Source organism: Cereibacter johrii, from assembly GCF_001720585.1.
In the GTDB taxonomy this organism is placed as follows: domain Bacteria; phylum Pseudomonadota; class Alphaproteobacteria; order Rhodobacterales; family Rhodobacteraceae; genus Cereibacter_A; species Cereibacter_A johrii.
In genome coordinates, this window is the sequence record NZ_MABH01000163.1 from 45474 (window position 1) to 72374 (window position 26901).

27 protein-coding genes and 1 other RNA gene are annotated in these 26901 nt (G+C 69.9%); 12 read left to right on the forward strand and 16 right to left on the reverse strand.

Features of this window, described 5'->3' with window-relative positions:
- Positions 1–3: 3 nt before the first annotated feature.
- Positions 4–1179 (reverse strand): biopolymer transporter ExbB, encoded by a 1176-nt coding sequence (locus A9O63_RS14820; protein ID WP_069332637.1) that lies wholly within the window; start codon positions 1177–1179, stop codon positions 4–6.
- Between the two features lie 73 nt (positions 1180–1252).
- Entirely contained in the window at positions 1253–1801 is a 549-nt protein-coding gene (locus A9O63_RS14825; protein WP_069332638.1) for a gamma-glutamylcyclotransferase, read from the reverse strand.
- Between the two features lie 60 nt (positions 1802–1861).
- Between A9O63_RS14825 and A9O63_RS14830 the strand changes: the two genes are divergently transcribed.
- Positions 1862–2857 (forward strand): DUF2125 domain-containing protein, encoded by a 996-nt coding sequence (locus tag A9O63_RS14830; protein ID WP_069332639.1) that lies wholly within the window; start codon positions 1862–1864, stop codon positions 2855–2857.
- Positions 2858–2859: 2 nt separating this feature from the next.
- Here the strand turns inward: A9O63_RS14830 and A9O63_RS14835 are convergent, their stop codons facing one another.
- The 5 genes from A9O63_RS14835 to A9O63_RS22270 all read right to left on the reverse strand — a co-directional run bounded on the left by A9O63_RS14835 (position 2860) and on the right by A9O63_RS22270 (position 6994).
- Positions 2860–3723: an extensin-like domain-containing protein gene (locus A9O63_RS14835; RefSeq protein ID WP_069332640.1), complete on the reverse strand. Its 864-nt coding sequence runs from the start codon at positions 3721–3723 to the stop codon at positions 2860–2862.
- A 6-nt stretch (positions 3724–3729) separates the two neighbouring features.
- Positions 3730–4665 (reverse strand): prephenate/arogenate dehydrogenase family protein, encoded by a 936-nt coding sequence (locus A9O63_RS14840; RefSeq protein WP_069332641.1) that lies wholly within the window; start codon positions 4663–4665, stop codon positions 3730–3732.
- Complete coding sequence (gene hisC / locus A9O63_RS14845) at positions 4665–5750, reverse strand: histidinol-phosphate transaminase (RefSeq protein ID WP_069332642.1); 1086 nt, start codon at positions 5748–5750, stop codon at positions 4665–4667. The genes A9O63_RS14840 and hisC overlap by 1 nt, the downstream gene beginning before the upstream one ends.
- A gap of 245 nt (positions 5751–5995) precedes the next feature.
- Complete coding sequence (rpsD, locus tag A9O63_RS14850; protein ID WP_069332643.1) at positions 5996–6616, reverse strand: 30S ribosomal protein S4; 621 nt, start codon at positions 6614–6616, stop codon at positions 5996–5998.
- 57 nt (positions 6617–6673) lie between these two features.
- Positions 6674–6994: a hypothetical protein gene (locus A9O63_RS22270; RefSeq protein ID WP_167354626.1), complete on the reverse strand. Its 321-nt coding sequence runs from the start codon at positions 6992–6994 to the stop codon at positions 6674–6676.
- 12 nt (positions 6995–7006) lie between these two features.
- Between A9O63_RS22270 and chrA the strand changes: the two genes are divergently transcribed.
- On the forward strand, positions 7007–8188 hold the full coding sequence (chrA, locus tag A9O63_RS14855) for a chromate efflux transporter (protein WP_069332644.1): 1182 nt from the start codon (positions 7007–7009) through the stop codon (positions 8186–8188).
- A 10-nt stretch (positions 8189–8198) separates the two neighbouring features.
- Here chrA and A9O63_RS14860 read toward each other — a convergent pair whose 3' ends face one another.
- Positions 8199–8906 carry a response regulator transcription factor gene (locus A9O63_RS14860; RefSeq protein WP_069332645.1) on the reverse strand — a complete coding sequence of 236 codons (708 nt, stop codon included), beginning with the start codon at positions 8904–8906 and terminating at the stop codon, positions 8199–8201.
- Positions 8903–10825 (reverse strand): hybrid sensor histidine kinase/response regulator, encoded by a 1923-nt coding sequence (locus tag A9O63_RS14865; RefSeq protein ID WP_069332646.1) that lies wholly within the window; start codon positions 10823–10825, stop codon positions 8903–8905. The genes A9O63_RS14860 and A9O63_RS14865 overlap by 4 nt, the downstream gene beginning before the upstream one ends.
- Before the next feature lie 583 nt (positions 10826–11408).
- On the opposite strand from A9O63_RS14865, the gene A9O63_RS14870 reads away from it, so the two are divergent.
- The 8 genes from A9O63_RS14870 to A9O63_RS14900 all read left to right on the forward strand — a co-directional run bounded on the left by A9O63_RS14870 (position 11409) and on the right by A9O63_RS14900 (position 19899).
- On the forward strand, positions 11409–13370 hold the full coding sequence (locus tag A9O63_RS14870) for a long-chain fatty acid--CoA ligase (RefSeq protein WP_069332647.1): 1962 nt from the start codon (positions 11409–11411) through the stop codon (positions 13368–13370).
- Entirely contained in the window at positions 13367–14191 is an 825-nt protein-coding gene (locus A9O63_RS14875; protein WP_009566968.1) for an ABC transporter ATP-binding protein, read from the forward strand. The genes A9O63_RS14870 and A9O63_RS14875 overlap by 4 nt, the downstream gene beginning before the upstream one ends.
- Positions 14184–14345 (forward strand): hypothetical protein, encoded by a 162-nt coding sequence (locus A9O63_RS22920; protein WP_108223049.1) that lies wholly within the window; start codon positions 14184–14186, stop codon positions 14343–14345. Before A9O63_RS14875 ends, A9O63_RS22920 begins: the two co-directional genes overlap by 8 nt.
- Entirely contained in the window at positions 14335–15324 is a 990-nt protein-coding gene (locus A9O63_RS14880; RefSeq protein WP_084295946.1) for a branched-chain amino acid ABC transporter permease, read from the forward strand. The genes A9O63_RS22920 and A9O63_RS14880 overlap by 11 nt, the downstream gene beginning before the upstream one ends.
- Positions 15325–15327: 3 nt before the next feature.
- A complete protein-coding gene (locus A9O63_RS14885; RefSeq protein ID WP_002719437.1) occupies positions 15328–16404 on the forward strand; it encodes a branched-chain amino acid ABC transporter permease in 1077 nt (358 codons plus the stop codon).
- 59 nt (positions 16405–16463) lie between these two features.
- The gene (locus A9O63_RS14890; RefSeq protein ID WP_069332648.1) at positions 16464–17753 is read left to right on the forward strand and encodes an ABC transporter substrate-binding protein; all 1290 of its coding nucleotides are present in this window, start codon (positions 16464–16466) and stop codon (positions 17751–17753) included.
- Positions 17754–17839: 86 nt separating this feature from the next.
- On the forward strand, positions 17840–18670 hold the full coding sequence (locus A9O63_RS14895; RefSeq protein ID WP_069332649.1) for an ABC transporter ATP-binding protein: 831 nt from the start codon (positions 17840–17842) through the stop codon (positions 18668–18670).
- A gap of 14 nt (positions 18671–18684) precedes the next feature.
- Positions 18685–19899: a phenylacetate--CoA ligase family protein gene (locus A9O63_RS14900; RefSeq protein ID WP_069332650.1), complete on the forward strand. Its 1215-nt coding sequence runs from the start codon at positions 18685–18687 to the stop codon at positions 19897–19899.
- Between the two features lie 78 nt (positions 19900–19977).
- Here the strand turns inward: A9O63_RS14900 and rnpB are convergent.
- From rnpB to A9O63_RS14930, 6 genes are all read right to left on the reverse strand, one after another.
- Positions 19978–20375, reverse strand: an RNA gene (gene rnpB, locus A9O63_RS14905) — RNase P RNA component class A.
- An 11-nt stretch (positions 20376–20386) separates the two neighbouring features.
- Entirely contained in the window at positions 20387–21058 is a 672-nt protein-coding gene (locus A9O63_RS14910; RefSeq protein WP_069332651.1) for an N-acetylmuramoyl-L-alanine amidase, read from the reverse strand.
- Between the two features lie 3 nt (positions 21059–21061).
- Complete coding sequence (locus A9O63_RS14915) at positions 21062–21868, reverse strand: hypothetical protein (RefSeq protein WP_069332652.1); 807 nt, start codon at positions 21866–21868, stop codon at positions 21062–21064.
- A gap of 35 nt (positions 21869–21903) precedes the next feature.
- Complete coding sequence (gatA, locus tag A9O63_RS14920) at positions 21904–23379, reverse strand: Asp-tRNA(Asn)/Glu-tRNA(Gln) amidotransferase subunit GatA (RefSeq protein WP_069332653.1); 1476 nt, start codon at positions 23377–23379, stop codon at positions 21904–21906.
- Positions 23376–23663 carry an Asp-tRNA(Asn)/Glu-tRNA(Gln) amidotransferase subunit GatC gene (gene gatC / locus A9O63_RS14925; RefSeq protein WP_069332654.1) on the reverse strand — a complete coding sequence of 96 codons (288 nt, stop codon included), beginning with the start codon at positions 23661–23663 and terminating at the stop codon, positions 23376–23378. The genes gatA and gatC overlap by 4 nt, the downstream gene beginning before the upstream one ends.
- Positions 23664–23694: 31 nt before the next feature.
- Positions 23695–24351 (reverse strand): hypothetical protein, encoded by a 657-nt coding sequence (locus tag A9O63_RS14930; RefSeq protein WP_069332655.1) that lies wholly within the window; start codon positions 24349–24351, stop codon positions 23695–23697.
- A gap of 62 nt (positions 24352–24413) precedes the next feature.
- Between A9O63_RS14930 and A9O63_RS14935 the strand changes: the two genes are divergently transcribed.
- Positions 24414–25106 carry a metal-dependent hydrolase gene (locus A9O63_RS14935; RefSeq protein WP_069332656.1) on the forward strand — a complete coding sequence of 231 codons (693 nt, stop codon included), beginning with the start codon at positions 24414–24416 and terminating at the stop codon, positions 25104–25106.
- 10 nt (positions 25107–25116) lie between these two features.
- On the opposite strand, the gene A9O63_RS14940 is transcribed toward A9O63_RS14935, so the two are convergent.
- Complete coding sequence (locus A9O63_RS14940; RefSeq protein ID WP_069332657.1) at positions 25117–25569, reverse strand: nucleoside deaminase; 453 nt, start codon at positions 25567–25569, stop codon at positions 25117–25119.
- 279 nt (positions 25570–25848) lie between these two features.
- Here A9O63_RS14940 and A9O63_RS14945 point away from each other — a divergent pair.
- On the forward strand, positions 25849–26901 hold a 1053-nt coding region (locus A9O63_RS14945), incomplete at its 3' end, for a pseudouridine synthase (RefSeq protein ID WP_069332658.1).

The following is a 26901-nucleotide window of genomic DNA, read 5'->3' on the forward strand; positions in this document are numbered from 1 at the left end:
GCGCTAGCTCCGCGCCGCGGCAGTGCGCGACAGCTGCCGGACCGCTCCGGTGAGCGCTGCGAGGTCGCTGCGCAGGTCCGAGGTGCTTTCCTGTCGTCCGGCGGCGATCTCCTCGAGGATGCGCAGAAGCTGCACATCGATCGAGCGCAGGCGCATCCGCGCCTCGGCATCGGCGAAGGCCGAGGCCTCGGCGCCGCTCAGCGCCGCCACCAGCCGCTCCTGCCCCGCCGCGACCCGCTCGAAGAGCTGGGCATTTCCGTCCGACTGCGCCTCGATCCGCTCGGCCAGCGTCTGCACCGCCCCCGCGAGGTCGGCCATCCGCGCATCGACCATGCTGCGGCTGAGGTCGGCCTGAGCCTGCAGCTCCTGCAGCCGGTCCATCTGCTGCACCATCTGTTCGAGCACGCCTGCGACGAGCGAGATGTCTCCCCCCTCGCCCTCGGCGCCCGCGGGCGTGAGGCGCGTGAAGGAGGAAAGCCATTCCTCGAGCTGGCGGTAGAAGCGGTTCTGCCCGTGGCTCGCGAACAGTTCCAGGAGGCCCACGACGAGCGAGCCCGCCAGCCCCAGAAGCGAGGAGGAGAAGGCCGTGCCCATGCCGCCGAGCTGGCTCTCGAACCCTTCCATCAGCTGTCCGAACAGCTCGAGCCCGCTTTGGCCCTCCTGCGGCGCGAGGGCGCGGATGGTCTGGACGAGGCCGGGCACGGTGGTGGCCAGCCCGTAGAAGGTGCCCAGAAGCCCGAGGAAGATCAGCAGGCTCGCGAGATAGTGGGTGATGTCGCGCGCCTCGTCGAGGCGGGGGCCCACGGAATCGAGGATCGAGCGCGAGGAGGTCGAGGAGATCTGCATCCGCTTGCCGCGGGTGCGCAGAAGCGCGGCGAGCGGCGCCAGAAGCCGCGGGGCCAGGACATAGTCGAAGCCCGGGCGGTCCTTCACGAAATTCTCGATCCAGCTGACCGACTGCATGAGCTGCACCATCTGCAGGAAGCAGGTGGTCACGCCCAGCAGGAAGACCAAGCCGATCAGCGCGTTCAGGTAGGGGTTGGATTCGTAGATCTTCTGCAGCGTGGCAAAGGCCACGATGGCGCCGACCCCGACCAGCGCGACGACGACGAGCATCATCACGATCTGCCGGACCGGCTGGGTGAAATGCGGCTCGGCCTCGACGGCGGTTCTCGGCATTGCGGGTTTCGGCCCCTTTCTTCTGCCTGCGCACCATAGGCCGGGGCCCTTCGGCTGCCAACGGGGAATGAGGTCAGGAGACCGGATCGTTGCCCAATGCACGCACCCGTGTTGCAAGCCAGCACAGGTCCGGGTCGCTGATGCCGAGGCTCTGGAGGTGGGCCACCGTGTACAGCAGATAATCGCGGTTCGGGCCCCGCTCGCCCGCGGCGCGCGCGATGATCTGCGCCTGCGCCTCGAGATCGAGGTCGCCGCAATATTGCCCGTGGTCGGGGTCGATGACGTAGCCCACAGCCTCGACCGTCTCTCCGGTGGCGAGCCTCACCGGAAGCCAGCGCTCGAGATAGGCATTGCTGACGAGCTCACGCTTGCGGAGCGCGGCGAGCGTCTCGGCCTCGGCGCCGGGCATGACCTGAAAGCCCACGCCGAGGCACGAGCCTCCGGGGGCTGCATCCAGCGCCAGCACGAGGCCCGGATCGGTCGCGGTGCCGCGATAGTGGATCGAATGCATGCAGAAGCTGCGGTGCCAGCCGTCGAGGCGCGCGATCACGCTGCGGGCCACGGGGACCCCCGGGTCCCAGATCAGCGATCCGTAGCCGAAAACCCAGAGCGGCGGCTCCATGCTGGTCCTCCTGATCCCTGCCCTGTAGCATCGGGGAACGGGGATGGGAAAGGGTGCGGAATGCGCAAGTTGCTCGGTCTGGTTCTGGTGCTGGCCCTTCTGTGGGCAGGATGGTGGGTGGCGGGGTCTGCCCTCGTGCGTCAGGCGGCCGAGGCCTTCTTCGCCCAGCAGCGCGCGGCGGGGCGGCTGGCCGAGCATGAGGGCCTGTCGGTGCGCGGCTTTCCGAACCGGTTCGACCTGACGGTCGAGAAGCTCCGGCTGGCCGATCCGGCGACGGGACTGGCCTGGCGCGCGCCCTTCGTCCAGCTCTTCGCGATGAGCTGGAAGCCCTGGCATCTGATCGCGGCGCTGCCGCCCGAACAGGAGATCGATCTCGAGGGCCAGACCGTCACGCTGAATGCTTCGGCGCTCAGGGCAAGCCTGATCGTCTCGCCGAGCGCGACGCTGCCGCTCGACCGGACCGCTTCCGCCGGTCAGGCGCTGGTCCTGCGCTCCTCCGCGGGCTGGAGCGTGCGGCTCGACGAGGCGCAGCTCGCCACGCGCCGGATGGGCGAGGATGCGACGCGGCACGAGATCGGTCTCGACATGGCGGGGGGTGCCCCCGAGGGCGCCTTCGCCGCGGCGGCCGAACGTGCAGGCTTGCCGCCGCGTCTGTCCCAGTTGCGCATGCTGGCCGAGGCTGCCTTCTCCGCGCCGATCGACCGTGAGCTCAGCGCGTCGCGGCCGCAGCTGCGGTCGCTCACGCTGCGCGAATCGCGGCTCGACTGGGGGTCGCTGCAACTGACCGGCTCGGGCGAGCTCACCTTCGACGCGTCGGGGATCCCCGAGGGGCGCATCGATCTGGCACTCGGCAACTGGCGACAGGCGATCCGCGCGGCGGCCGAACTGGGATATCTGGAGGCCGAGTCCGTGCCGGCCTGGGAGCGGGGGCTCGGGATCTTCGCGGCCCGCTCGGGCGGCGAGACACTCCAGGTGCCGCTGAACTTCAGCAAGGGGTGGATGAGCCTCGGCCCCCTGCCCCTCGGCCCGGTCCCGCGGCTCGGCCCCGCCGGCTGACCTCAGCGGCAGTAGGGCGTGCGGCGCGCGACCGTATCGAAATGCAGATGGTCCTCGTGGAACCCGTCCGAGCCGGGGCCGAGGGTGGTGCCGAAGATGCCGCAGGCGGCCTTGTGCGAGGCCCGGATCATCTTCTCGCGGTGATAGTCCCGCGCGATGGAGACGGACTTGCCGTTCGCGAGCGTGAAGCCCGACACATCGACCGCCTTGCCCCGGCCATGCTCGCTCACCGGCGCGCCGCGCTGGTTGTTGCGGCCGCGGCAGGTATAGGCGCCCGCGATCTGGAGCTTCACGACGTCGGAGGGCACGTTCGGCCGCAGGCCGCGGTTGATCCAGCTCTTGAGGGCGCGGGCGGTGCCGCAATCCATCGTGGCGGCCATGCTGAGCGCCACACCGTCGATCGAGGTCACCTGCACCGGCTCGGCGATGCCGCAGCCGCGCAGCTTGCCCGAGATGGGCGCGAGCGTGGCGCCGCGGATCGTGGGATCGCCGCAGACCGAGCCCTTGCGGGTCTGGACCATGGCGCTGCCCGGCAGAGTGCGCACGGCGGCGGCCTTCACGACCCTCTCGGGCGGACGGGCCTTCGGGCGGAACAGCGAGCCGAGGAAGCCCTTGCGGGCAGGCTCGGGTGCGGCAGGGGCGAGGAAGCTCATGGCGGGCTCGGCCGCGGCGACCGCGGCCAGTTTCATGGCAGGACGGGCGCGGGGCCGGAGCGCCTCGGCCGGCGCGGCGCTGTTCGGGGCTGCGGCCACGACGGCTGGCGCCGCGGTGCGCGCCGCCGGGCGCGGCGACGTTTCGGGTGCATCCGCGAAGGCGCTTCCCGCCATGAGACCCGTGACGAGAACCAGCGCCCCGAATGCCTGCATCGTTGTCTAGCCCTTCTCTGTGCCCTTGCCGGCCTCGGCCGCGCGGCCGAAGTCCGGTGCTGCCGTGTCCTGACCCGCCTCGATGATCCCGCGGCGGATCGCGCGCGTGCGCGTGAAATATTCGAACAGGTGATCCCCATCACCCAGTCGAATGGCCCTTTGCAGCGCGAAAAGCTCTTCGGTGAAACGACCGAGAATGTCCAGCGTCGCCTCCTTGTTTGTCAAGAAGACATCCCTCCACATGGTAGGGTCCGAGGCCGCGATGCGCGTAAAGTCGCGGAAACCCGCCGCCGAGTAGCGGATTATTTCCGATTGGGTGACGCGGCGGAGGTGATCGGCGACCCCCACCATCGTGTAGGCGATCAGGTGCGGCGTATGGCTCGTCACCGCCAGCACGAGATCGTGGTGGGCGGCATCCATTTCCTCGACATTGGCGCCCATCCCTTCGCAGAGCGCGCGGAGCCGCGCGACCGCCGCAGGATCCGCGCCCTCGAGCGGCGTGAGCAGCCACCAGCGGTTGCGGAAGAGCGTGGCGAAGCCCGAGCGCGGGCCGGAATGTTCGGTGCCCGCGAGCGGGTGGCCGGGAATGAAATGCACGCCCTCCGGCACATGCGGGGCCACCGCCGTGATGACGGCCTGCTTGACCGAGCCCACGTCGGTCACGGTCGCGCCGGGGGCCAGATGCGGCGCGATCTCGGCGGCGATGGCACCCATCGCCCCCACCGGCACGGCCAGCACCACCAGATCCGCGCCCGCCACGGCCTCGGCCGCGGTCTCGAACACCCGGTCGCAGAGCCCGATCTCGACCGCCGCCGCCCGCGTCTCGGCGCTGCGGGCATGGCCCGTGATCTCGGTCGCAAGGCCCGCAGCCCGGATCGCATGGGCCATCGACGAGGCGATGAGCCCGAGCCCGATCAGCGCAACGCGTTCGTAGAGGGCCATCAGCGCATCCTCTTGAACTGGCTGATCGCATGGGCGACGCGGCGGCACGAGGCCTCGTCGCCGATGGTGATGCGCAGGCAGTGCGGCAGCTTGTAGCCCGCGACGCGGCGCACGATCAGCCCCTGGGTCTGCAGATGGAGGTCGCAGGCCTCTGCCTCCTCGGTGTCCGAGAAGCGGGCGAGGATGAAGTTCGCCATCGAAGTATCCGACGGCACGCCGATTTCCGCCAGCGCCTCGGCCAGCCAGATGCGCCAGCGCGCATTGTCGGCGCGGCAGCGGGCGATATGGTCCTGATCGCGCACCGCGGCCTCGGCGGTCTCGAGCTGGGTGGTCGAGAGGTTGAACGGGCCCCGGATCCGGTTCAGCACGTCGATGATGGCTTTCGGCCCGTAGCCCCAGCCCACGCGCAGCCCGCCGAGCCCGTAGATCTTCGAGAAGGTCCGCGTCATGACGACGTTGCCGCGCTCCTCGATCAGGGCGAGGCCCGCGTCATAGCCCGGCACATATTCGGCATAGGCCCCGTCGAGCACGAGGATGGCCTGCGCCGGCAGCCCCGCGGCCAGGCGCGCGAGATCGGCCTGCCCGATCATGGTGCCCGTCGGGGTGTTGGGGTTGGCGAGGAACACCAGCCGCGTGTGCGGCGTGCAGGCGGCGAGGATCGCATCCACGTCGGTCGTGCGCTCGCGCTCGGGCACCTCGACCGGATTGGCCCCGACCGCCAGCGCCGAGATCCGGTACATGAGGAAGCCGTGCTCGGTGAAGACCACATCCGTATGCGGCCCCGCATAGGCCTGGCACAGGAAGGTGATGATCTCGTCCGAGCCCACGCCGCAGATCACCCGGGTGGGATCGAGCCCGTGCACCTCGGCGATGGCATGGCGCAGGCCCGCATGGTCGGTCGAGGGATAGCGGTGCAGCGTATGGACCGAGCGCAGGAAAGCCTCCTTCGCCTTGGGCGAGGGGCCGAACGGGTTCTCGTTCGACGAAAGCTTCAGCGCGTTCTGGATGCCCGCCACATGGCTCTTGCCGCCTTCGTAGAGGGCAATGTCGAGAATCCCGGGCTGGGGGCGTATGGCGTCACTCATGGGTCCCCTTCCTCTGCCAGCGGGTTCTATCCGCGGCGGGGCGGCGAGGCCAGTGCGAACTCAACGGGAACGGGCGGTCCTAGAGGCAATGCGACCCTCAGGCCACAAGGTCTGGAGGGTGCCACCGCATATGGCGGGCAGAAAAAAGCCGCCCCACAAGGCGGGGCGGCGGAAGGTCGGGCGGTGGCGCGGTCCGGTCCGGCGCGCCAGCGCCCGGGGACGGGGCGGCGATGCGCCCCCTCGCCTCAGTTCTTCGCGTAGAATTCGACCACGAGGTTCGGTTCCATCTGAACCGGATAGGGCACGTCGCCCAGACCCGGGGTACGGACGAAGGTGGCCGTCATCTTGGAATAGTCGACTTCGATGTAGTCCGGCACGTCACGCTCGGCGAGTTGCGTCGCCTCGAGCACGAGGGCGAGCTGGCGCGATTTCTCGCGGACCTGGATCACGTCGCCTTCCTTGCAGCGGTAGGAGCCGATGTTCACGCGCTGGCCGTTCACGGTCACGTGGCCGTGGTTCACGAACTGGCGGGCCGCCCAGATGGTCGGCACGAACTTGGCGCGGTAGACGATCGCATCGAGACGGCGCTCGAGCAGGCCGACGAGCATCTCGCCGGTGTCGCCCTTGACGCGCTCGGCTTCCGCGAAGATCTTGCGGAACTGCTTTTCGGTCAGGTCGCCGTAGTAGCCCTTCAGCTTCTGCTTGGCGCGCAGCTGCGTGCCGAAGTCCGAGAGCTTGTTCTTGCGGCGCTGGCCGTGCTGGCCGGGGCCGTATTCGCGCTTGTTCACCGGGGACTTCGGACGGCCCCAGATGTTCTCGCCCATACGGCGGTCGATCTTGTATTTGGCAGAGGTGCGCTTGGTCACCGCTGATCTCCTTCGATTGTGAAGGGCGTTGTCCTTTCCCGGAGACCGGGCGACAGGTCATCCCCTCGCGGGGGCCACCAACACCAATGAAAACCCCGGGCCGATTGCCCGGGGATGCGCGCTTATACAAGCCCCGGATCGGGTGTCAACAGCCCGCGCGCCGCGCCGCACAACCGCCCCCGTGCGGCTCTCTCCCCCGCCCCGCCGACTGGCCGCCGGCCGTGCTCCTCCCGTCTTGCCCTTGCCCTTGCCCTTGCCCTTGCCCTTGCCCTTGCCCTTGCCCTTGCCCTTGCCCTTGCCCTTGCCCTTGCCCTTGCCCTTGCCCTTGCCCTTGCCCTTGCCGGCGAGGCAGGATGCGCCAACCTTCCTTCCCGTCAAGCGGAGCCGCTCATGCACAGCGACAAAGGCGGCCGGGCGGCCGAGGTCTTCGTGGCCTTCCTCAGGCTCGGGCTGACCTCCTTCGGGGGGCCGGTGGCGCATCTGGGCTATTTCCGGGCCGAGCTGGTGGAGCGGCGGCGCTGGATGGACGACCGCGCCTATGCCGATCTCGTGGCCCTCTGCCAGTTCCTGCCAGGGCCGGCCTCGAGCCAGGTGGGCTTCGCCATGGGCCTGCACCGCGCCGGACCCGGCGGCGCCCTCGCGGCCTGGGCGGGCTTCACCCTGCCCTCGGCGCTCCTCATGGCGGGCTTCGGGCTCGCGGCGGGCCAGATCGCGCATCCCGCGGCCCTGGGGGCCCTCGCAGGGCTGAAGGTGGTGGCGGTGGCGATCGTGGCGCAGGCCGTCTGGGGGATGGCGGCGAGCCTCTGTCCCGACCGGGAGCGGGCGAGCCTTGCCGCGGCAGCGGCCGCGCTGGCCGTGCTGGTGCCCGGGGCCTCGGGCCAGATCGGCGCGATCCTCCTCGGGGCGCTTGCGGGCCTCTGGATCGCCCGCGACGCGGCCCCCGCGGCGACAGAGGTCGCACCGGGCGGGCCGCCGCTTCTCTCCCGACGCGCCGGGATCGCCTGCCTCGCCGCCTGCGCGGTGCTTCTTGCCCTCCTGCCGCTTCTGGCGGCACTCTCGCCCATCCTTGCGCTGGCCGACGGCATGGCGCGGGCGGGGGCTCTGGTCTTCGGCGGCGGCCATGTCGTGCTGCCGCTGCTCGAGGCCGAGACGGTCCGGCAGGGCCTCGTCACACCGGACGCCTTCCTCGCGGGCTACGGGGCGGCGCAGGCGATGCCGGGGCCGCTCTTCACCTTCGCGGCCCATCTGGGGGCGGTGGCGGCGGGCCCCGTCGGCGCGGCGGTGGCGCTGGTCGCGATCTTCGCCCCGGGCCTCCTCCTTCTCTGCGGGGCGCTGCCCTTCTGGGACCGGCTGCGCCGGATGCCCCGCGCGCAGAGGGCGATGCGGGGCGCCAATGCCGCGGTGGTGGGCCTCCTTGGCGCCGCGCTCTGGGATCCGGTCTTCACCGCGGGCGTGACGGGCCCCCTGCCCTTCGCCATGGCGCTCGCGGGCTTCGTGCTGCTGACCCTGTGGCGCACTCCGCCGCTCTGGATCGTGCTGGCGGGGGCGGGACTGGGCGCGGCCTTCCTCTGAGGCGGCGGGCTCAGCGCCACTCGACCTCGCCCAGGAAGATGTAGCCCGCGCCATAGATCGTCTTGATGAGCGTGGGGTTGCGCGGGTCCTCGCCCAGCTTCGTGCGCAGGCGCGAGATCCGCACATCCATCGCCCGGTCGAAGCTCTCGCCCGCGGCGCCGCCGAGGCTCTCCTGCATCTGCGCCCGCGAGATCAGCCGCCGCGGACTTTCGAGAAAGAGCCGCAGCACCTCGCCCTCGGCATGGGAGAAGGCGACCTCCGCCCCGTCGCAGGCCACGAGGAGGTAGCGGTCGAAATGCGCGGTCCAGCCGGAGAAATGCGCCGTCTGGGTGGCGGGCTGGCTCTCGCCGCGGCCCTTCCTCAGCCGGGCGCGGACCCGCGCCACCACCTCGGCCGGATCGAAGGGCTTGATGATATAGTCGTCGGCGCCGAGCTCGAGGCCCGTCACCCGGTCCTGCACCTGCGCGCGGCCCGAGACGATGATGATGGCCGCCCCCGATTCGAGGGCGAGCCGGTGGACGACGGCCAGCCCGTCGCGGTCGGGAAGGCCCAGATCGACAAGGCAGACGTCGGGCGCGCGCCGCTTCAGCGCCGCCTCGAATTCGGTCGCGCGGCCGAAGGCGGTGGTCTGGAAGCCCGCCTCCTCGAGGGCCAGGGCCAGCATCCGGCGGATCTCGGGCTCGTCGTCGAGGATGGCCACGAGGGGGGCGCGGCTCATGCGGGGGCTCCGAGGCAGGCGGCGAGATCCGCCGCATCGAAGGGCTTGGCCAGAACCGGCGCCAGCGCCTCGGCGCGCGCGCGGCGCGCGTCGCCCGCGGGCAGCGAGGTCATGAGGACGAGCCGCGCCGCCCCCGCGCGCCCGGCCAGCGCCTCGGCCAGATCGAGCCCCGAGAGGCGGCCCGGCAGATTCACGTCCGACAGGACGAGCCCCACCCCCGGCAGGTCGAGAAGCGTCAGCGCCTCGTCGGCACTGGCGGCCTCGATCACGCTGTGACCTCCGGCGCAGAGCATCCCGCGCACGGTCTCGCGGATGTCGGGATCGTCCTCCACGAGCAGAACGAGCATCGGGGGCACGGCCTCGTCTGCCCGCCGCAGCGGCAGGCGGAGCTGAACGGCCGCCCCGCCGCCCGGGCGGTTGCCGAGACGCACCGTGCCGCCCGCGAGCTTGATCTGGTCGTAGACCATCGAGAGACCGAGGCCCGAGCCCATGCCGCCCTTGGTGGTGAAGAACGGATCGAGCGCCCGTTCGAGCGCCGCCTCGGTGAAGCCCGGCCCGTCATCCTCGACGAGGATCTCGATCCAGGCGTCGCGCACGGGGCGCGCCGTCAGGCGGATGGTGCCGCCCGCGGGCCCGATCGCGTCGCGCGCATTCAGGATGAGGTTCAGCGCCGCATCCTGCAGCCCGCCCGCATCGAGCATCACCGGCGGGATCGGCTCGGGCATGACGATCTCGAGCGCCACCCCCTCGGGCAGGGTCGGGCCTGCCATGAGCCGCAGGTCGGCAAGGAACCGCGCGAGCTCCGTGGCGGTGGGCTTCAGCGCCCGCTTGCCCGAGATCGAGGCGATCTGGTCGAGAAGCCCGCCCCCGCGCCGCGCCGCGGCCACCGTGGCCGCGACGAGCTGGCGGCCCTCCTCGGGCAGGTCCATCCGCTCGAGCCGGCCCTGCAGCCCGAGGATGACGGTCAGCAGGTTGGCGAAATCGTGGGCGAGCCCCGAGGTGAGCTGCGCCGTCAGCTCGCGCTTGCGGGTCTGGATCAGCGCCTCGCGCGCCTGCGTCTCGGCGGTGACATCCATCGACAGGATATAGACGCCATTGATCGGCCCGCAGCCGGTGCGGTCGGGGGTGAAGGCCGCGCGGATGCGCGAGCCGCTGTCCTCGTCGGAGAATTCGAGCACCGAGGCCTCGCCCTCGAGGGCGCGGAGAAGGCACGGGCGGATGCGGGCGAAGAGCCCCTCGCCCAGGGCCTCGCGCCCCGAGAGGCCCAGGATGTCGGACGGCCGGCCCGGGATCACCTGCGACAGGCGCCGGTTGGAATAGGTATAGCGCAGGTCGCGGCCGACATGGGCGATGTGGGCAGGCATCATCTCGGTGGTCAGGCGGGTGCGCGCCTCCATCTCGGTCAGCTCGCGCTGCGCCTCTTCCAGCGCGGCATTGGTCGCGGCGAGCGCCCGGTTGGCCTGCGCCAGCCGTTCGGCATGGGCCAGCACCTCGCCCGACAGAACCTCGGACCGCGCGCGCAGCAGGCTCTCCTGCAGCTTGATCTCGGTGATGTCGGTATAGACCGTCACCCAGCCGCCCTGCGGCAGCGGCGCGCCCTCGACCGAGATCCAGCGCCCGGAGGTCCGCTCGCGCTCCATGTAATGCGGCTGGAAGGTGCGGGCGGCGGCGACGCGGATGCGCACGGCCTCCTCGGCATCCTCGACGGGGCCGTATTCGCCGCGCTCGACGAGATAGCGGATCGTCTCGGTGAAATCCGCCCCGGAACTGGCCAGCCGCTCGGGCAGGTCGAACATCTCGCGGAAGCGGCGGTTCCAGACCGCGAGCTTGAGGTCGCTGTCATAGATCGACAGCGCCTGCTGGATCAGGTTCAGCCCCGCCCGCGTGAGCGGCTCGAGCGGCTCGTCTCTCTCCGGCATCCCGCATCCTCCCGCCTCTTGGCTAGCACCGGGCCCCCGTCCGGCGGAAGGGGCATCCGCGCGGAAGGCCGCCGCGTCACTCCGCCCCCGGGGCGGGCCCGTCGAGATTGGTTGGCCGAAGGGGAGACCGGAGGGGACTGGAGGGGCTGGAGGGGCTGGAGGGGCTGGAGGGGCTGGAGGGGCTGGAGGGAGGTGCCGGTTGCGGGGGCATCGAACCCCCGCAACCGGCGCTGCCGCGGACAGAGCCGGGCGGCCGGTCACGCCCGTCCGATTCGTGCGCGGGCAGTATTGCGGAACCGGATGCGCTGAGGGGCTGAGGGTCGAGGGGCCTAGAGCTCATGACCCGGGGGGAGACGGCGGGAAAGCCGCAGCCGGCGGGGGCGCGCCGCGGGGCGGAGGCGCGACAAGACGGCGGGAGCCGGGACGGCGCACCCCCCGGCCTGTTACAATTCGCAAGGATTGCGAAAAAGTCGCGCAACCATTGCGGGCGAGGCTCCTCGGGCGAAGGGCGGGATCGCCAAGAATCCTCCCCTCGCCCGACCGACCCCGGAGGAGGGGGCCGGTCGCACCAGGGAGGAGTGGAATGGCCGAAACGGGGGACCTCGTCTCGATTCCGGCGCTGCTGCACAGGAACGCTGCCGCGTTCCCGCGCCAGCCCGCCTATCGGGAGAAGGAATTCGGCATCTGGCAGGTCTGGAGCTGGGCGGAGGCGGCGTCCGAGATCCGCGCCATCGCGCTGGGCTTCCTCGCGCTCGGGTTGCAGCGGGGCGACCATGTGGCGGTGGTGGGGCGCAATCGCCCGGCGCTCTACTGGTCGATGGTCGCGGCGCAGATGTGCGGCGCGGTGCCCGTGCCGCTCTATCAGGACGCGGTGGCCGAGGAGATGGTCTATGTGCTCGACCATTGCGGCGCGCGCTTCGTCATCTGCGGCGATCAGGAGCAGGTCGACAAGGTCATCGAGGTGCAGGACCGGATCCACCACATCGAGCAGGTGGTCTATGTCGACAAGCGGGGCATGCGGAAATACGACCATTCCCGCATGAACTGGCTCGAGGATGTGGTGGCCGAGGGGCGCGCGGCCCATCGCCGCTTCGACGAGGAGCTCGACGGCCGGATCGCCGAGCTCGACTACGACTCGACCTGCGTGATGCTCTACACGTCGGGGACGACCGGCAAGCCCAAGGGCGTGGTCCTGTCGAACCGCAACATCATCGAGACCTCGAAGAATTCCGTTGCGTTCGACGGCCTCCGCCCCGGCGACGAGGTGCTGGCCTATCTGCCGATGGCGTGGGTCGGCGATTTCATCTTCTCGGTCGGTCAGGCGATGTGGACGGGCTTCTGCGTGAACTGCCCCGAGAGCGCGACCACCATGATGAACGATCTGCGCGAGATCGGGCCCACCTATTTCTTCGCCCCGCCGCGCGTCTTCGAGGGCCAGCTCACCAATGTGATGATCCGGATGGAGGATGCGGGCCGGATCAAGAAGGCGCTCTTCCGGCACTATATGGAGGTCGCCCGCCGGGTGGGCCCCGCGATCCTCGACGGCAGGCCCGTGAGCACGGCCGACCGGATCGCCTACTGGATCGGCGACAAGCTGATCTACGGGCCGCTGAAGAACACGCTCGGCTTCTCGCGCGTGCGGGTGGGCTATACGGCGGGCGAGGCCATCGGGCCGGAGATCTTCGACTTCTACCGCTCGCTCGGCATCAACCTGAAGCAGCTCTACGGCCAGACCGAAGCCTCGGTCTTCATCACCCAGCAACCCGACGGGCAGGTGCGCTCGGATACGGTGGGCGTGCCCTCGCCCGGCGTGGAGGTGCGGATCGCCGAGACGGGCGAGGTCTTCTACCGCTCGCCCGGCACCTTCGTGGCCTATTACAAGAACCCCGAGAGCACCGCCTCGACCAAGGATGCCGAGGGCTGGGTCGCCACGGGCGACGCGGGCTTCTTCGAGGAAGCGACCGGCCACCTGCGGATCATCGACCGCGCCAAGGACGTGGGCAAGATGGCCGACGGGCGGCTCTTCGCGCCGAAATATGTCGAGAACAAGCTGAAGTTCTACCCCTCGATCCTCGAGGCCGTGGTCTTCGGCAACGGACGCGAGCGCTGTACCGCCTTCCTCAACATCGACCTCGCCGCCGTGGGCAACTGGGCCGAGCGCAACAACATCGCCTATTCCTCCTATCAGGAGCTGGCGGGCCACCCCAAGGTCTACGACATGATGAAGGGCCATGTGGAGGAGGTGAACCGCTCCATCGCCGAGGATCCGATGCTGTCGGGCTGCCAGGTCCACCGCTTCCTGATCCTGCACAAGGAGCTCGACGCCGACGACGGCGAGATGACCCGCACCCGCAAGGTGCGCCGCAAGGTCATCGAGGAGAAATACCACGACCTGATCGCCGCGCTCTACGACGGGCGGACCAGCATCCACACCGAAACCGAGGTCACCTACGAGGACGGCCGCAAGGGCGCGATCCGCGCCACGCTGAGGATCGAGGACGCCGCCACCCACGGCGCCTCCGCGCAGAGGATGGCTGCCGAATGAATGCGCTCGACGTGACGATGGACGAAACCGGCGCCGACGAGCGCCGCATCGGCGGCGTGCTGATGGAGATGAAGAACATCACGCTCCGCTTCGGCGGCGTGAAGGCGATCACCGACATCAGCTTCGACATCCGCGAGGGCGAGATCCGCGCCATCATCGGGCCGAACGGGGCCGGCAAATCCTCGATGCTGAACGTGATCTCGGGCTTCTACGTCCCGCAGGAGGGCGAGGTCTGGTTCCGCGGAAAGCGGCGGCCGCAGATGAAGCCCTATGAGGTGGCCCAGCAGGGCATCGCCCGTACCTTCCAGAACATCGCCCTCTTCGAGGGGATGAGCGTGCTCGACAACATCATGACCGGCCGCCTCACGCTGATGAAGACCGGCCTCTGGAGCCAGGCGCTCTGGTGGGGCCGCGCGCAGGCCGAGGAGGTCGAGCATCGCGCCAAGGTCGAGAGGATCATCGACTTCCTCGAGATCCAGCATATCCGCAAGACGCCCGTGGGCCGCCTGCCCTATGGCCTGAAGAAACGCGTGGAGCTTGCCCGCGCGCTGGCCACCGAGCCGAAGCTCCTGCTTCTCGACGAGCCGATGGCCGGCATGAACGTCGAGGAGAAGGAGGACATGTGCCGCTTCATCCTCGACACGAACGACGAGTTCGGCACGACCATCGCCCTGATCGAACATGACATGGGCGTGGTCATGGATCTCTCGGACCGCGTCGTGGTGATGGATTACGGCAAGAAGATCGGCGACGGCACGCCCGACGAGATCCGCAGCAACAAGGCCGTGATCGACGCCTATCTGGGGGTGCAGCATGACTGAGGCCCCGATCCACGGCGCGCGCCTGCTCGAGGTGCCGCACCCGCGGCTTCTGACCGACGCGCCGCTGCTGCGCCTGCGAGCGGAAGCCCCGTCCCCCCGCGCCCCGTCCGCCCCGTTCCCGCCCGCTGCCGAGGAGGCGCCCGATGCTGCCTGACCAGCTTGTCTTCGCCATGGAAGTCACCCTGAACGGCCTGATGGCCGGGGTGATGTATGCGCTCGTGGCGCTCGGCTTCGTGCTGATCTTCAAGGCCTCGGGCATCTTCAACTATGCGCAGGGGGTGCTCGCGCTCTTTGCCGCGCTGACGCTGGTCGGCCTGCAGAACGGCCAGATCCCCTTCGCCCATCTCATCAACGCGGCCTTCGGCACCGACCTGCACAGCTTCGGCTGGACCCTGCCCGCGGCTCTGGCCATCGCCCTCACCGCGCTCGTGATGGTGGGCCTCGCCTGGGCCATCGAGCGGCTGATCCTGAAGCATCTGGTGAACCAGGAGCCGATCATCCTCTTCATGGCGACCATCGGGCTCGCCTATTTCCTCGAGGGGCTGGGCGACGTCATGTGGGGCGCGGACATCAAGACGCTCGACGTGGGCCTGCCGCAGGGCATCTCGGAGGGGATCGAGGCCGTCACGGCCGAGTGGTTCGGCTACGGCTTCTTCATCGACAGGCTCGACATCGTGGCGACGCTGGTCGCGGCGGCGCTGGTCGCGGCGCTCACGCTCTTCTCGCAATATACCAAATACGGCCGTGCGCTCCGCGCCGTGGCCGACGACCATCAGGCGGCGCTGTCGGTCGGCATCTCGCTCCGCTTCGTCTGGGTGCTGGTCTGGTCGATCGCGGGCTTCGTGGCCCTCATCGCGGGCATCATGTGGGGCGCGAAGTCGGGCGTGCAATTCTCGCTCTCGCTCATCGCGCTGAAGGCGCTGCCCGTTCTCATGCTCGGCGGCTTCACCTCGATCCCCGGCGCCATCGTGGGCGGGCTCATCATCGGCATGGGCGAGAAGCTGTTCGAGTTCTTCGCGGGCCCCCTGATCGGCGGCGCGACCGAGAACTGGTTCGCCTATGTGCTCGCACTCCTGTTCCTCGTCTTCCGGCCGCAGGGCCTGTTCGGCGAACGCATCATCGAGAGGGTCTGATCCATGCTTTACCGTGAAGCGGGCGAGTTCAAGACGAGCTACGCGCAGGACAGCCAGACCTTCCCGATCTGGTGGGACCGGCTCTGGTATCAGGTGGCGCTGGTGGTGGGCTTCGCCATCCTGCCCTTCGTCATCAACGACTACTGGGCCAATGCCGTGGTCGTGCCCTTCCTGATCTATGCGATCGCGGCCATCGGGCTCAACATCCTGACGGGCTACTGCGGGCAGGTGAGCCTCGGGACGGGGGGCTTCATGGCGGTGGGGGCCTATGCGGTCTACAAGCTGATGACCGCCTTTCCCGACGTGCCGATCCTGATCCATGTGATCCTCGCGGGCGCCATCACCGCGGGCGTGGGGGTGCTCTTCGGCCTGCCCTCGCTCAGGATCAAGGGCTTCTATCTGGCCGTCGCCACGCTCGCCGCGCAGTTCTTCCTCGTCTGGCTCTTCAACAAGGTGCCGTGGTTCTACAACTACTCGGCCTCGGGCCAGATCACCGCGCCCGAGCGGACCATGTTCGGCATCGCGGTGACGGGGGCCAACACGCCCGCCTGGGCCAAGTATCTCTTCTGCGCGGCCTTCCTCTTCGCGCTGGCTTGGATCGCGCGGAACCTCACGCGCGGCACCATCGGCCGGAAGTGGATGGCGATCCGCGACATGGACATCGCGGCCGAGATCATCGGGGTGAACCCGCTCACGACCAAGCTCTCCGCCTTCGCGGTCTCGTCCTTCTTCATCGGCATCGCGGGCGCGCTGTTCTTCGCGGTCTATCTCGGCGCGGCCGAGGTGGGCGAGGCCTTCGGGATCCAGAAGTCCTTCCTCATTCTCTTCATGATCATCATCGGGGGTCTCGGCAGCATCTTCGGCAGCTTCGCGGGCGCGGCCTTCCTCGTGCTCCTGCCGGTCTTTCTCAAGAACGTGCTGGTGGGCGGACTGGGCTGGCCCTCGGACCTCGCCGCCCACATCGAGCTCATGATCGTGGGCGCGCTCATCATCGGATTTCTCATCCTCGAGCCGCACGGGCTGGCCCAGCTCTGGCGCGTGCTCAAGGAGAAGCTGCGACTGTGGCCCTTCCCGCACTGATGCGGGGGCGGCCGGACGAAGGCCGGGACAACCGGCAAGGACCAACGGGAGGAGTGTCCATGAGAAAGAGTTTCACCCTGCTCGCCGCGACGGCGCTCGCGGCCGCGACGGCTGGTGCGGCGCAGGCGGATCTCGTCGTGCCGAACCTCAGCTACCGCACCGGCCCCTTCGCTGCGGGCGGCATCCCCTATGCCGACGGCTTCCAGGATTACTTCACGCTGCTGAACGAGCGTGACGGCGGCATCGGCGGCGAGATCGTCAAGACCCCGGAATGCGAGACGGCCTACAACACCGAGAAGGGCGTCGAATGCTATGAGGCCACCAAGGGCCAGGGCGCGCTCGTCTACAACCCGCTCTCGACCGGCATCACCTACCAGCTCATCCCCAAGATGCAGGCCGACGGGATCACCCTCTACACGCCGGGCTACGGGCGGACCTCGGCGGCCAACGGCCGCGTTTTCGAATGGGTGTTCAACTATCCGGCCAACTACTGGGACGGCGCCTCGGTCGCGATCAAGTATCTGCTCGACCAGAACGGCGGCAGCCTCGAGGGCAAGAAGATCGCGCTGCTCTATCACAACTCCGCCTACGGCAAGGAGCCGATCCGCACGCTCGAGGACCTGTCGAAGAAACACGGCTTCACCCTCTCGACCCTCCCCATCGACAGCCCCGGCCAGGAGCAGAAGAGCCAGTGGCTCCAGGTCCGGCGCGAGAAACCGGATTACGTCCTGTTCTGGGGCTGGGGCGTGATGAACTCGGTCGCGATCCAGGAGGCCGCGAACATCCGCTTCCCGATGGAGAATTTCATCGGCATCTGGTGGTCGGGCTCCGAGAATGACGTGGCCCCCGCGGGTGCCGGCGCGAACGGCTACAAGTCGCTGACCATGCATGGCGTGGGAGCGGACTATCCGGTCTATGCCGACCTGAAGCAGTATGTCGTCGATGCGGGCAAGGCGGCGGGCGACGGCTCGAACGTCGGCACCGTGATCTATTCCCGCGGCATGTATGCGGCCATGGTGATCGCCGAGGCGATCCGCAAGGCACAGGAGCTGGCCGGAACCTCGGCCGTGAACGCGGCCCAGGTGCGCGACGGCTTCGAGGCGCTCGAGATCACCGAGGCGCGCATGAAGGAGCTGGGCCTGCCCGACTTCGGCCAGCCCTTCAAGGCCACCTGCGCCGACCACGGCGGGCCGGGCATGGCGCGCATCCAGCAATGGGACGCGAGCGCCAAGCGCTGGACGCTCGTCACCGACTGGATCGCGCCCGACGATGCGGTGCTCGACCCGCTCGTGGCCGCGGATTCAGCGGCTTACGCCAAGGAAGCCGGCCTCTCCGAGCGCTGCAACTGACCCGGCGCGCCGGCCCTCCGGGGCCGGCCGCACCCGCTCCCGGCGGGCCCGCTGCGGGCCCTCCCTCCCCTGCCGAGGCCATGCCCATGTTCGACGACCGCCCCTCCCCCCGGACCGACACCCTGCTCGAGGTCAACAACATCGAGGTGATCTACAACCATGTCATCCTCGTCCTGAAGGGGGTGAGCCTGCAGGTCCCGAAGGGCGGCGTCACCGCGCTCCTCGGCGGCAACGGCGCGGGCAAGACCACCACGCTGAAGGCGATTTCCAACCTGCTCCGCTCCGAGCGGGGCGAGGTCACGAAGGGCGCCATCCTCTACCGCGGCGAGCGGGTGCAGGATCTCGACCCCGCGACCCTCGTCCGCCGCGGCGTGATCCAGGTGATGGAGGGCCGGCACTGTTTCGAGCATCTGACAGTCGAGGAGAATCTTCTCACCGGCGCCTATACCCGCAAGGACGGGCGCGCGGCGGTGATGGACGATCTCGAGATGGTCTATACCTACTTCCCGCGCCTGCGCGAACGGCGGAAAAGCCAGGCGGGCTACACGTCGGGCGGCGAGCAGCAGATGGTCGCCATGGGCCGCGCGCTGATGAGCCGCCCCGAGATGATCCTGCTCGACGAGCCCTCGATGGGCCTCGCGCCGCAGCTTGTCGAACAGATATTCGAAATCGTGCGCGCGGTGAACGAGGGCGAGGGCGTGACCTTCCTTCTGGCCGAGCAGAACACCAACGTGGCGCTGCGCTACGCCCACACCGGCTATATCCTCGAGAGCGGGCGGGTGGTGATGGAGGGCACCGCGCAGGAGCTGCGCGAGAACCCCGACGTCAAGGAATTCTACCTCGGCATGTCCGACAAGGGCCGCAAGTCGTTCCGCGACGTGCGCTCCTACCGGCGGCGCAAGCGGTGGCTGGCATGAGGGGAGAGAGGCGGATGACCCATTACGACCATCTGGAGACCCGCTCCGCCGATGCGCGCGCGGCGGACCTTGCACGGAACCTGCCGCGGCTCATCGCCCATGCGAGGACGGCGCCCGCGCTGGGCCAGAGCCTCGCGGAGGTGGATCCCGCAACCATCACCTCGGTCGAGGCGCTGGCCGCCCTGCCGGTGATCCGCAAGGCCGACCTCGTTGCCGCGCAGAAGGCCCGCCCCCCGCTCGGCGGCTTCCTCCCCGGGGGCGGCAGCTACGAGCACATCTTCCAGTCGCCGGGCCCGATCTACGAGATTGGCCGCACGACGCCCGACTGGTGGCGGATGGGCCGTTTCCTGCATGCCTGCGGGGTGGGGCCGGCCGACATCGTGCAGAACTGCTTCGGCTACCACCTGACCCCCGCCGGGATGATCTTCGAATCCGGGGCCCGCGCCGTGGGCGCCCGCGTCCTGCCCGCGGGCACCGGCCAGACCGACCTGCAGGTCCGCGCCGCGGCGGATGTGGGCAGCACCGCCTATGCCGGCACGCCCGATTATCTCAAGGTGATCCTCGACCGCGCCGAGGAGATGGGCGAGCGGCTCGGCATCGTCCGCGCCGCGGTGGGCGGCGGCGCCCTCTTTCCCTCGCTGCGCAAGGAGTATGCCGATCGCGGCATCCTCTGCCTGCAGTGCTATGCCACGGCCGATCTCGGCAACATCGCCTACGAGAGCGAGGCGATGGAGGGGATGATCCTCGACGAGGGCGTGCTGGTCGAGATCGTCCGCCCCGGCACCGGCGATCCGGTGCCCGAGGGCGAGGTGGGCGAAGTGGTGGTCACCACGCTCAACCGCGACTATCCCCTCGTCCGCTTCGCCACGGGCGATCTCTCCGCCCTGATGCCGGGCCAGAGCCCCTGCGGCCGCACCAACCGGCGCATCCGCGGCTGGATGGGGCGCGCCGACCAGACCACCAAGATCAAGGGCATGTTCGTGCGCCCCGAACAGGTGGCCGATCTCGTCGCCCGCCATTCCGAGGTCAGCCGCGCCCGCGTCATCGCCACCCGCGAGGGCGAGATGGATGCGATGACGGTCCAGATCGAGAGCCGCGCCACGAACCCGGCCGTCTACGAGGCCTCGGTGCTGGCCGCGCTGAAGCTGCGCGGCCGGATCGAGATCGTGACGCCCGGAACCCTGCCCAACGACGGCAAGGTGATCGAGGACCGGCGCACCTACGGCTGAGAGGCCCGCCTTTCACGCTGGCCCAAATATCCCGCGGGGGTCCGGGGGCGCGAAGCCCCCGGCGTCTTCCGGGATCGATTGTGCGGGCAGCCTGTAAGCCGGATTCTGTTCCGGGGTTGCCCCCTTCGATGACCATTCCTCTGGCCCCGCCGTTGCCGACGGGATCGAGCTGCCAACCCGGGTTCCTCGGGCTGAGACATCCCTGCGGCGATATCCCCGAAAGGATCAGGCCCGCGCGGAACCCCTATTCGGCATTGCTCCGGGTGGGGCTTGCCATGCCGGTCCTGTTGCCAGTCCCGCGGTGGGCTCTTGCCCCACCGTTTCACCCTTGCCCCGGGCCCGAAAGCCTGTGGGGCGGTCTGTTCTCTGTGGCGCTTTCCCTCGGGTTGCCCCGGCCGGGCGTTACCCGGCACCCTTGTCCCATGGAGTCCGGACTTTCCTCGCGCCCGAAGGCTCGCGGTCATCCGGCCACCCGCACGGCGGTGGCTTACGCCCGGGGCGTCCGCCCGTCAACCGGATAGCGCGCCGCAAGATCGGCCATGACCCCCGCATCCTCCCCCGAAAGCGGCCCCCTCGCCCAGGGCCGGAACCGCAGGCGCACCGCCGCGAGCAGAAGCTCCGCCTGCACCGCGGGATAGCCGAAGGCCCGGGCCGCCTCGGCAAAGCCCCCCACCTCCGCCGGCGGACAGCCCTGCGAAGGCCAGACCGAGAGCCCGGCGCGGGCCAGACGGCGCCAGTCGAAGCGCGCGCCCGGATCGCCTTTCCGCTCCGGCGCCATGTCGGAATGGCCGATCACCCGCGCGGGCGGGATCTGCCACCGCGCGAGGATCCCCGCCAGCAGCCGCTCCAGCGCCGCCATCTGCGGCTCGGGAAAGGGCCTGTCGCCGGGGTTGGCAAGTTCGATCCCGATCGAGCGCGAGTTGACATCCGTCACGCCCCCCCAGGACCCCGCCCCCGCGTGCCAGGCGCGCAGCTCTTCGGGCACCAGAGCCAGGGGCTCGCCCCGTTCCGGGACCAGCCAGTGGGCGGAGACTTCCGCCGCCGGATCGCAGAGCCGGGCGCGGGCGGCCTCGGCGCTCGCCATGGCCGTGTAATGGATCACCACGAGATCGGGCCGCGCGCCCTCGCGCCGCGGCCCGCAATTGGGCGAGAGGCTCACGCCTCAGCGGACGGCGCGGAACGGCCGGGGATCCCAGCCGCAGGCGAAGCCGTCGCCGTCGGGATCGAGGCCCTTGCGGTCGCGATCGGGGCCGCCCGAGGCGAGGAAGGCCTGCTGGGCCAGATCGGGCGAGGCGAATTTCGCGCAGGCCGCGCCCGGATCCGACAGGCGCAGCGACGAGCGCTTGTACATCTGCGTCCCCGGCGCATGATTGGTCGAGAGCGCGAACTGGACGATGTTCGGGCCATTGGACTGGGTCCGCTGCGGCACCGGCTGGGGCGGGATCACCGTATAGTTGGCGCGGTTCTGCGCGATGAGCTGCGCATCGTCTTCCCGGCTCCGGCGCTCCGACACTGCGCTGAAGTCATTCTCGTCCGAAATGCCGGTGTGGCTGCCCACGGCCGCCATCTCGCCCGATTCCTCGCGGATCCCCACCGGGGCGTTGCCGCGCGGCCGGGTCGCAGGCAGGCCCGCCTCGCCGGTCGTATAGCTCGTCGTGCCGCCGATCAGCGCGCCCGGAGCTACCTGACCCGGAGCCACCTGTCCCGGAGCCGCCCCGCCGTAGCCCGCGCCGCCGTCGGCCGCATCGATGGCCGAGCCGATGGCTTCCGTCGAGAAGGCGGGCTGCCCGGCCGCGCCCGCCGGAGCGTCCGGCAGCGGCATGGTGGTGGAGGGGCGCTGCCCCATCAGCTCCGCTTCGCGGCGGTGCAGATAGCTCGAGTAATCCTCGAATCCCGCGCCCGATTGCGGCGGCGCCGGCTGGCAGGCCGCGGTGGCGACGGCGAGAAGAAGAGCCGCGGAGGCGCGCATGGTATCGGTCCTGTGTCGCATGGATCCGAGGGCCCTTACCACCATTTCCGGGGCTTTTCCACAAAGCCCGCCGCCCGTTCGAGCACATGGGCGTGATTGAGGAGCCCCGCCTCGTCCCACGGACGGCCGATGAGCTGGAGCCCGAGCGGCAGCCCTTTGGCGTCGAGACCCACCGGCACCGAGATGCCGGGCAGCCCCGCGAGGTTCACCGTCACGGTGAAGACGTCGTTGAGATACATGGCCACGGGATCGGCCTCGGCCATCTCGCCCAGCCCGAAGGCCGAGGAGGGCGTGGCCGGCGTCAGGATCGCATCCACCCCCGCCGCGAAGGCCTCGTCGAAGTCGCGCTTGATCAGCGCCCGCACCTTGCGCGCCCGGTTGTAATAGGCGTCGTAGAAGCCCGCCGAGAGCACATAGGTGCCGATCATCACCCGGCGCTGGACCTCCTTGCCGAAGCCTTCGGCGCGGGTCTTCTCATACATGTCGACGATGCCGTCGCCCTGCCCGAGCCGCGCGCGGTGGCCGTAGCGCACCCCGTCGTAGCGCGCGAGGTTCGAGGAGGCCTCGGCCGGCGCGATGACATAATAGGCGGGCAACGCATATTTCGTGTGGGGCAGCGAGATGTCGACGATCTCGGCGCCCGCATCGGCCAGCATCTCGCGGCCCCGGGCCCAGAGCGCTTCGATCTCGGCAGGCATCCCGTCCATGCGATATTCGCGCGGGATGCCGATCTTCCTGCCGCGGATGTCGCCCGTCAGCGCCGCCTCGAAATCCGGCACCGGAATGTCGGCGCTGGTGGAATCCTTTGGATCGTGCCCGGCCATGGCGCCAAGCAGGATCGCCGCATCCCGCACGCTCTTGGTCATCGGCCCCGCCTGATCCAGCGACGAGGCGAAGGCCACGATCCCCCAGCGCGAGACGCGCCCGTAGGTGGGCTTGATCCCCACGATGCCGGTGAAGGCGGCGGGCTGGCGGATCGAGCCGCCGGTGTCGGTCCCCGTGGCGCCAAGGCAGAGATCCGCCGCCACTGCCGCGGCCGAACCGCCCGACGAGCCGCCGGGCGTCAGCCTGCGGTCGTCCACCTTCCAGGGGTTGACCGCATCGCCGTAGCACGAGGTCTCGTTCGACGAGCCCATGGCGAACTCGTCCATGTTGAGCTTGCCGAGCATCACCGCCCCCGCCTCGAACAGTTTCGAGGTGACGGTCGATTCATATTCCGGCTTGAAGCCCTTGAGGATGTTCGAGGCCGCCTGCGAGGCCACGCCCTTCGTGCAGAAGAGATCCTTGATCCCGAGCGGGATGCCGTTCAGCGCGCCCGCATCGGCGCCCCGGCGCGCATCCGCCGCCCGCGCCTGATCGAGCGCGATCTCGGGCGTCGCATGGACGAAGGCATTGAGCGGCGTGCCCGCATCGATGGCCGTGAGGCAGGCCATGGTCAGGTCCACCGCCGAAAGCTCGCCCCCGGCCAGCGCGTCGCGGGCCTCGGCGATCGTCAGTTCGTTCGCGTTCATTCCACCACCTTCGGCACGGCGAAGAAGCCCTCGCGGGCGTCGGGCGCGTTGGACAGTACCTTGTCCTGCATGTCGCCGTCGGTCACCACATCCTGCCGCCGCTTCAGCCGCATGGGCGTGACCGAGGTCATGGGCTCGACACCCTCGACATCCACCTCGTTCAGCTGCTCCATGAAGGTGAGGATGCCCGAAAGCTCGCCGGCCAGGGCCGGCAGGTCCGCCTCGTCCACGCGGATCCGCGCGAGATGCGCCACCCGCCGCGCGGTCTCGATGTCGATCGACATGTCCTTCGCTCCGCTTGCCGTTTGGGTCCGTTTAGCGAGGCCGCCCTGCGGCTGCAAGCCGGTGCCGCCGCCAGACCTCGATCATCCAGCCGAGGAGCAGCGCATTCAGGAGATGCCACAGGAAATGCGTGCCGAGCGGAAAGGCTGGGCAGAGCGGCCCGTCGAGTGTTCGGAAGCCGAGCGAGAGGAGGAGAAGCCCCCCGCCCACGGCAAGACCCCGCGCCGTGGCGGGCGCCCGCGGCCCGAGCCAGGCCGCCACCCCGAGGATGAGGACCGGCACCGGCGCATAGCCTGCCGAGGAGCCGAGCCCGGGCAGGCGCGCGAAAAGCGGCACGGTGAGCGCGGCATAGGGCAGGAAGGCTGCCGTGGCGAGCAGAGCCGCCCCGCGGCCCATCCCCAGCAGGTCGCGCGCCGCGGCATGGAGATAGAGGAGGATGAAGGCAAGGATCGGCAGCACGTCGAGAAGCCCCGTCAGCCGGTTCGCCGCCGTGTGAAAGAGCCCCGAGCCGAGCCCGATCGCCGCAAGCACGAGGCACAGCGCCCGGCCCCGGGCCAGCCCGCGCACCCGCGGCCAGAGCACGGCCGCCGCGATCGGGAAGGCCGCGTTCGTGGCGGCATTCAGCGGCTCGGCCCAGAGCCCAGGCCCCACGCGCTCGCAATAGCCGTCGACCGCGGCCAACCAGTCCATTCCCCTCGCCCTCCCCTGCCCTAGATTGGAGCCGAACCGAATCCGTTACGGGAGATGCCCCCATGAAGATCACCTGGCTCGGCCATTCCGGCTTCCGCATCGCCATCGAGCAGGCCGTGCTGCTCGTCGACCCCTGGCTCACCGGCAACCCGCTCTTCCCCGCCGACCGGCGCGAGGAGGCGCTGGCGGGCGCCACCCATATCCTCATCACCCACGGGCATGGCGATCATACCGGCGACACGGTGGCCATCGCCAAGGAGCGGGGCCTTCCGGTGGTCGGCATCTACGATCTCGTGACCTGGCTCCAGGAGAAGGAGGGGATCGAGGGGATCGGCTTCAACAAGGGCGGCACGGTGACGCTGGGCGGTGCAAGGGTCACGATGGTGCAGGCCACCCATTCCTCCTCCATGTCGGGCGAGACCGGCCCGATCTATACGGGGACCGAATCGGGCTACATGATCGCGGGCGACGGCCATGTGATCTACCTTTCTGGCGATACCGACATCATGGCCGACATGGGCTGGATGGGCGAATACCACCGCCCCGACGTGGGCATCCTCGCCGCGGGCGGCCATTTCACCATGGACATGAAGCGGGCGGCCTTCGCGGCGCGCAAATATTTCGACTTCCGCACCGTGATCCCCTGCCATTACCGCACCTTCCCGGTGCTCGAACAATCGGCCGAGGCGCTGGCCCAGGGCCTGCCCGGCGTCGAGGTGATCGAGCCGCAGGTGCTCGTCCCGATCGAGATCTGAGCGCTCCGGCTCAGCCCGGCCGCCGCGCGGCGAAGAAGCCGCGCAGGAGCGCCGCCGCCTCGGCCTCGCCGATCCCGTCGTAGACCTCGGGCACATGGTGGCACTGGGGGTGCGCGAAGACCCGCGCCCCCTGCGCCACGCCCCCCGACTTGGGATCGGCCGCGCCATAATAGAGCCGAGCGATCCGCGCTGCCGAGATGGCCCCTGCACACATCGGACAGGGCTCGAGCGTCACATAGAGATCGCAGCCCGTCAGCCGCTCGCCCAAGTCCGCGCAGGCCGCCCGGATCGCCAGCATCTCGGCATGGGCCGTCGGATCGGACAGTTCGCGGCAGCGGTTGCCCGCGCGCGCGACGACCTGCCCGCCCGGCGCCACGACGACGGCTCCGACCGGCACCTCGCCCCGCGCGCCCGCCGCCCGGGCCTCGGCGAGCGCCGCCTCCATGTGACTGCGAAACTCCATGCCCCCTCATGCCGCGCCCCCCGCGCCCACGCAAGCGGCCCTGTCCCGCCCGCCCTCTTTCGCCCCCCGCCCCGGAGGCCGCAAACATCCCGCCCACCGCGGCGCCCGGCCAGGCGGCTGCGTCCGCCGCCCCCGCCCCCTGCGGACAAGGGGCCCGCCGCGCCGATCTTCCCCTCCGCGCCTTGCCCTTTCACTCTGGTCCAAATATCCTCCGGGGGTCCGGGGGTGGAAAACCCCCGGGGGTTCCGCCAGCGGAACAGCCTCAATCCGGGACCCCTCATGACCGACAGCAAAGACGGCGAGCGCATCGCCAAGGTTCTCTCTCGTGCGGGCATCGCCTCGCGCCGCGACGCCGAGCGGATGATCGAACTCGGCCGCATCGGGGTGAACGGGCGCACCATCGACAGCCCGGCGCTGAACGTGGGCCCGAAGGACCGCATCACGGTCGACGGCCAGCCCTTGGCCCCGCCCGAGCCCGCCCGCCTGTGGCTCTATTACAAGCCCGAGGGGCTCGTGACCTCGGCCTCCGACGAGAAGGGCCGCGAGACGGTCTTCGACCACCTGCCCGAGGGCCTGCCGCGCGTCATGTCGGTGGGACGGCTCGACCTCAACTCCGAGGGTCTCCTCCTCCTGACCAATGACGGCGAGCTCAAGCGCCGGCTCGAACTGCCCTCCACCGGCTGGCTGCGGAAATATCGCGTGCGGGTGAAGGGCAATCCGCCCGCCCCCGCCCTCGAGCCGCTGCGCAAGGGGATCACGGTCGAGGGCGAGAGCTTCCAGCCGATGACCGTCTCGCTCGACCGGGTGCAGGGCGCGAACGCCTGGCTGACCGTGGGCCTGCGCGAGGGCAAGAACCGCGAGATCCGCCGCGCCATGTCCGCCATCGGCCTCACCGTGAACCGTCTGATCCGCGTGAGCTACGGCCCGTTCCGGCTGAACGAGCTCGAGCCCGGCATGGTCGAGGAGGTGCGCCCCAAGATCCTGCGCGACCAGCTCGGCCTCGATCCGCAAGCCGACGGCGAGGCACGCCCGGCCAGGGGACGGAAGCCCGACGGCGCCGCACGCCCCGCAAGGTCAGAAGGGACCGCGCGCCCCGCGAGATCCGAAGGGACCGCACGTCCGGCAAGGTCCGAAGGGTCCGCGCGTTCCGCAAGGTCCGAAGGGACCGCACGTCCGGCAAGTTCCGAAGGCTCCACAAGATCCGAAAGCGCCGCGCGTCCGCCTCGTGGGGCCGCGGCGGACGGACCCGCCCGACCCGCTCGGGGGACGATGTCCGACGGCGCCGCAGGCCCGACAAAGGGGCGCTCGCCGCACGGGGCGGCGCCCAAGGAC

Coding starts and splice junctions, on each gene's coding strand:
- A9O63_RS14820 (WP_069332637.1), bottom strand. CDS start 1,179: ATGCCGAGAACCGCCGTCGAGGCCGAGCCGCATTTCACCCAGCCGGTC.
- A9O63_RS14825 (WP_069332638.1), bottom strand. CDS start 1,801: ATGGAGCCGCCGCTCTGGGTTTTCGGCTACGGATCGCTGATCTGGGAC.
- A9O63_RS14830 (WP_069332639.1), top strand. CDS start 1,862: ATGCGCAAGTTGCTCGGTCTGGTTCTGGTGCTGGCCCTTCTGTGGGCA.
- A9O63_RS14835 (WP_069332640.1), bottom strand. CDS start 3,723: ATGCAGGCATTCGGGGCGCTGGTTCTCGTCACGGGTCTCATGGCGGGA.
- A9O63_RS14840 (WP_069332641.1), bottom strand. CDS start 4,665: ATGGCCCTCTACGAACGCGTTGCGCTGATCGGGCTCGGGCTCATCGCC.
- hisC (WP_069332642.1), bottom strand. CDS start 5,750: ATGAGTGACGCCATACGCCCCCAGCCCGGGATTCTCGACATTGCCCTC.
- chrA (WP_069332644.1), top strand. CDS start 7,007: ATGCACAGCGACAAAGGCGGCCGGGCGGCCGAGGTCTTCGTGGCCTTC.
- A9O63_RS14860 (WP_069332645.1), bottom strand. CDS start 8,906: ATGAGCCGCGCCCCCCTCGTGGCCATCCTCGACGACGAGCCCGAGATC.
- A9O63_RS14865 (WP_069332646.1), bottom strand. CDS start 10,825: ATGCCGGAGAGAGACGAGCCGCTCGAGCCGCTCACGCGGGCGGGGCTG.
- A9O63_RS14870 (WP_069332647.1), top strand. CDS start 11,409: ATGGCCGAAACGGGGGACCTCGTCTCGATTCCGGCGCTGCTGCACAGG.
- A9O63_RS14875 (WP_009566968.1), top strand. CDS start 13,367: ATGAATGCGCTCGACGTGACGATGGACGAAACCGGCGCCGACGAGCGC.
- A9O63_RS22920 (WP_108223049.1), top strand. CDS start 14,184: ATGACTGAGGCCCCGATCCACGGCGCGCGCCTGCTCGAGGTGCCGCAC.
- A9O63_RS14880 (WP_084295946.1), top strand. CDS start 14,335: ATGCTGCCTGACCAGCTTGTCTTCGCCATGGAAGTCACCCTGAACGGC.
- A9O63_RS14885 (WP_002719437.1), top strand. CDS start 15,328: ATGCTTTACCGTGAAGCGGGCGAGTTCAAGACGAGCTACGCGCAGGAC.
- A9O63_RS14890 (WP_069332648.1), top strand. CDS start 16,464: ATGAGAAAGAGTTTCACCCTGCTCGCCGCGACGGCGCTCGCGGCCGCG.
- A9O63_RS14895 (WP_069332649.1), top strand. CDS start 17,840: ATGTTCGACGACCGCCCCTCCCCCCGGACCGACACCCTGCTCGAGGTC.
- A9O63_RS14900 (WP_069332650.1), top strand. CDS start 18,685: ATGACCCATTACGACCATCTGGAGACCCGCTCCGCCGATGCGCGCGCG.
- A9O63_RS14915 (WP_069332652.1), bottom strand. CDS start 21,868: ATGCGCGCCTCCGCGGCTCTTCTTCTCGCCGTCGCCACCGCGGCCTGC.
- gatA (WP_069332653.1), bottom strand. CDS start 23,379: ATGAACGCGAACGAACTGACGATCGCCGAGGCCCGCGACGCGCTGGCC.
- gatC (WP_069332654.1), bottom strand. CDS start 23,663: ATGTCGATCGACATCGAGACCGCGCGGCGGGTGGCGCATCTCGCGCGG.
- A9O63_RS14930 (WP_069332655.1), bottom strand. CDS start 24,351: ATGGACTGGTTGGCCGCGGTCGACGGCTATTGCGAGCGCGTGGGGCCT.
- A9O63_RS14935 (WP_069332656.1), top strand. CDS start 24,414: ATGAAGATCACCTGGCTCGGCCATTCCGGCTTCCGCATCGCCATCGAG.
- A9O63_RS14940 (WP_069332657.1), bottom strand. CDS start 25,569: ATGGAGTTTCGCAGTCACATGGAGGCGGCGCTCGCCGAGGCCCGGGCG.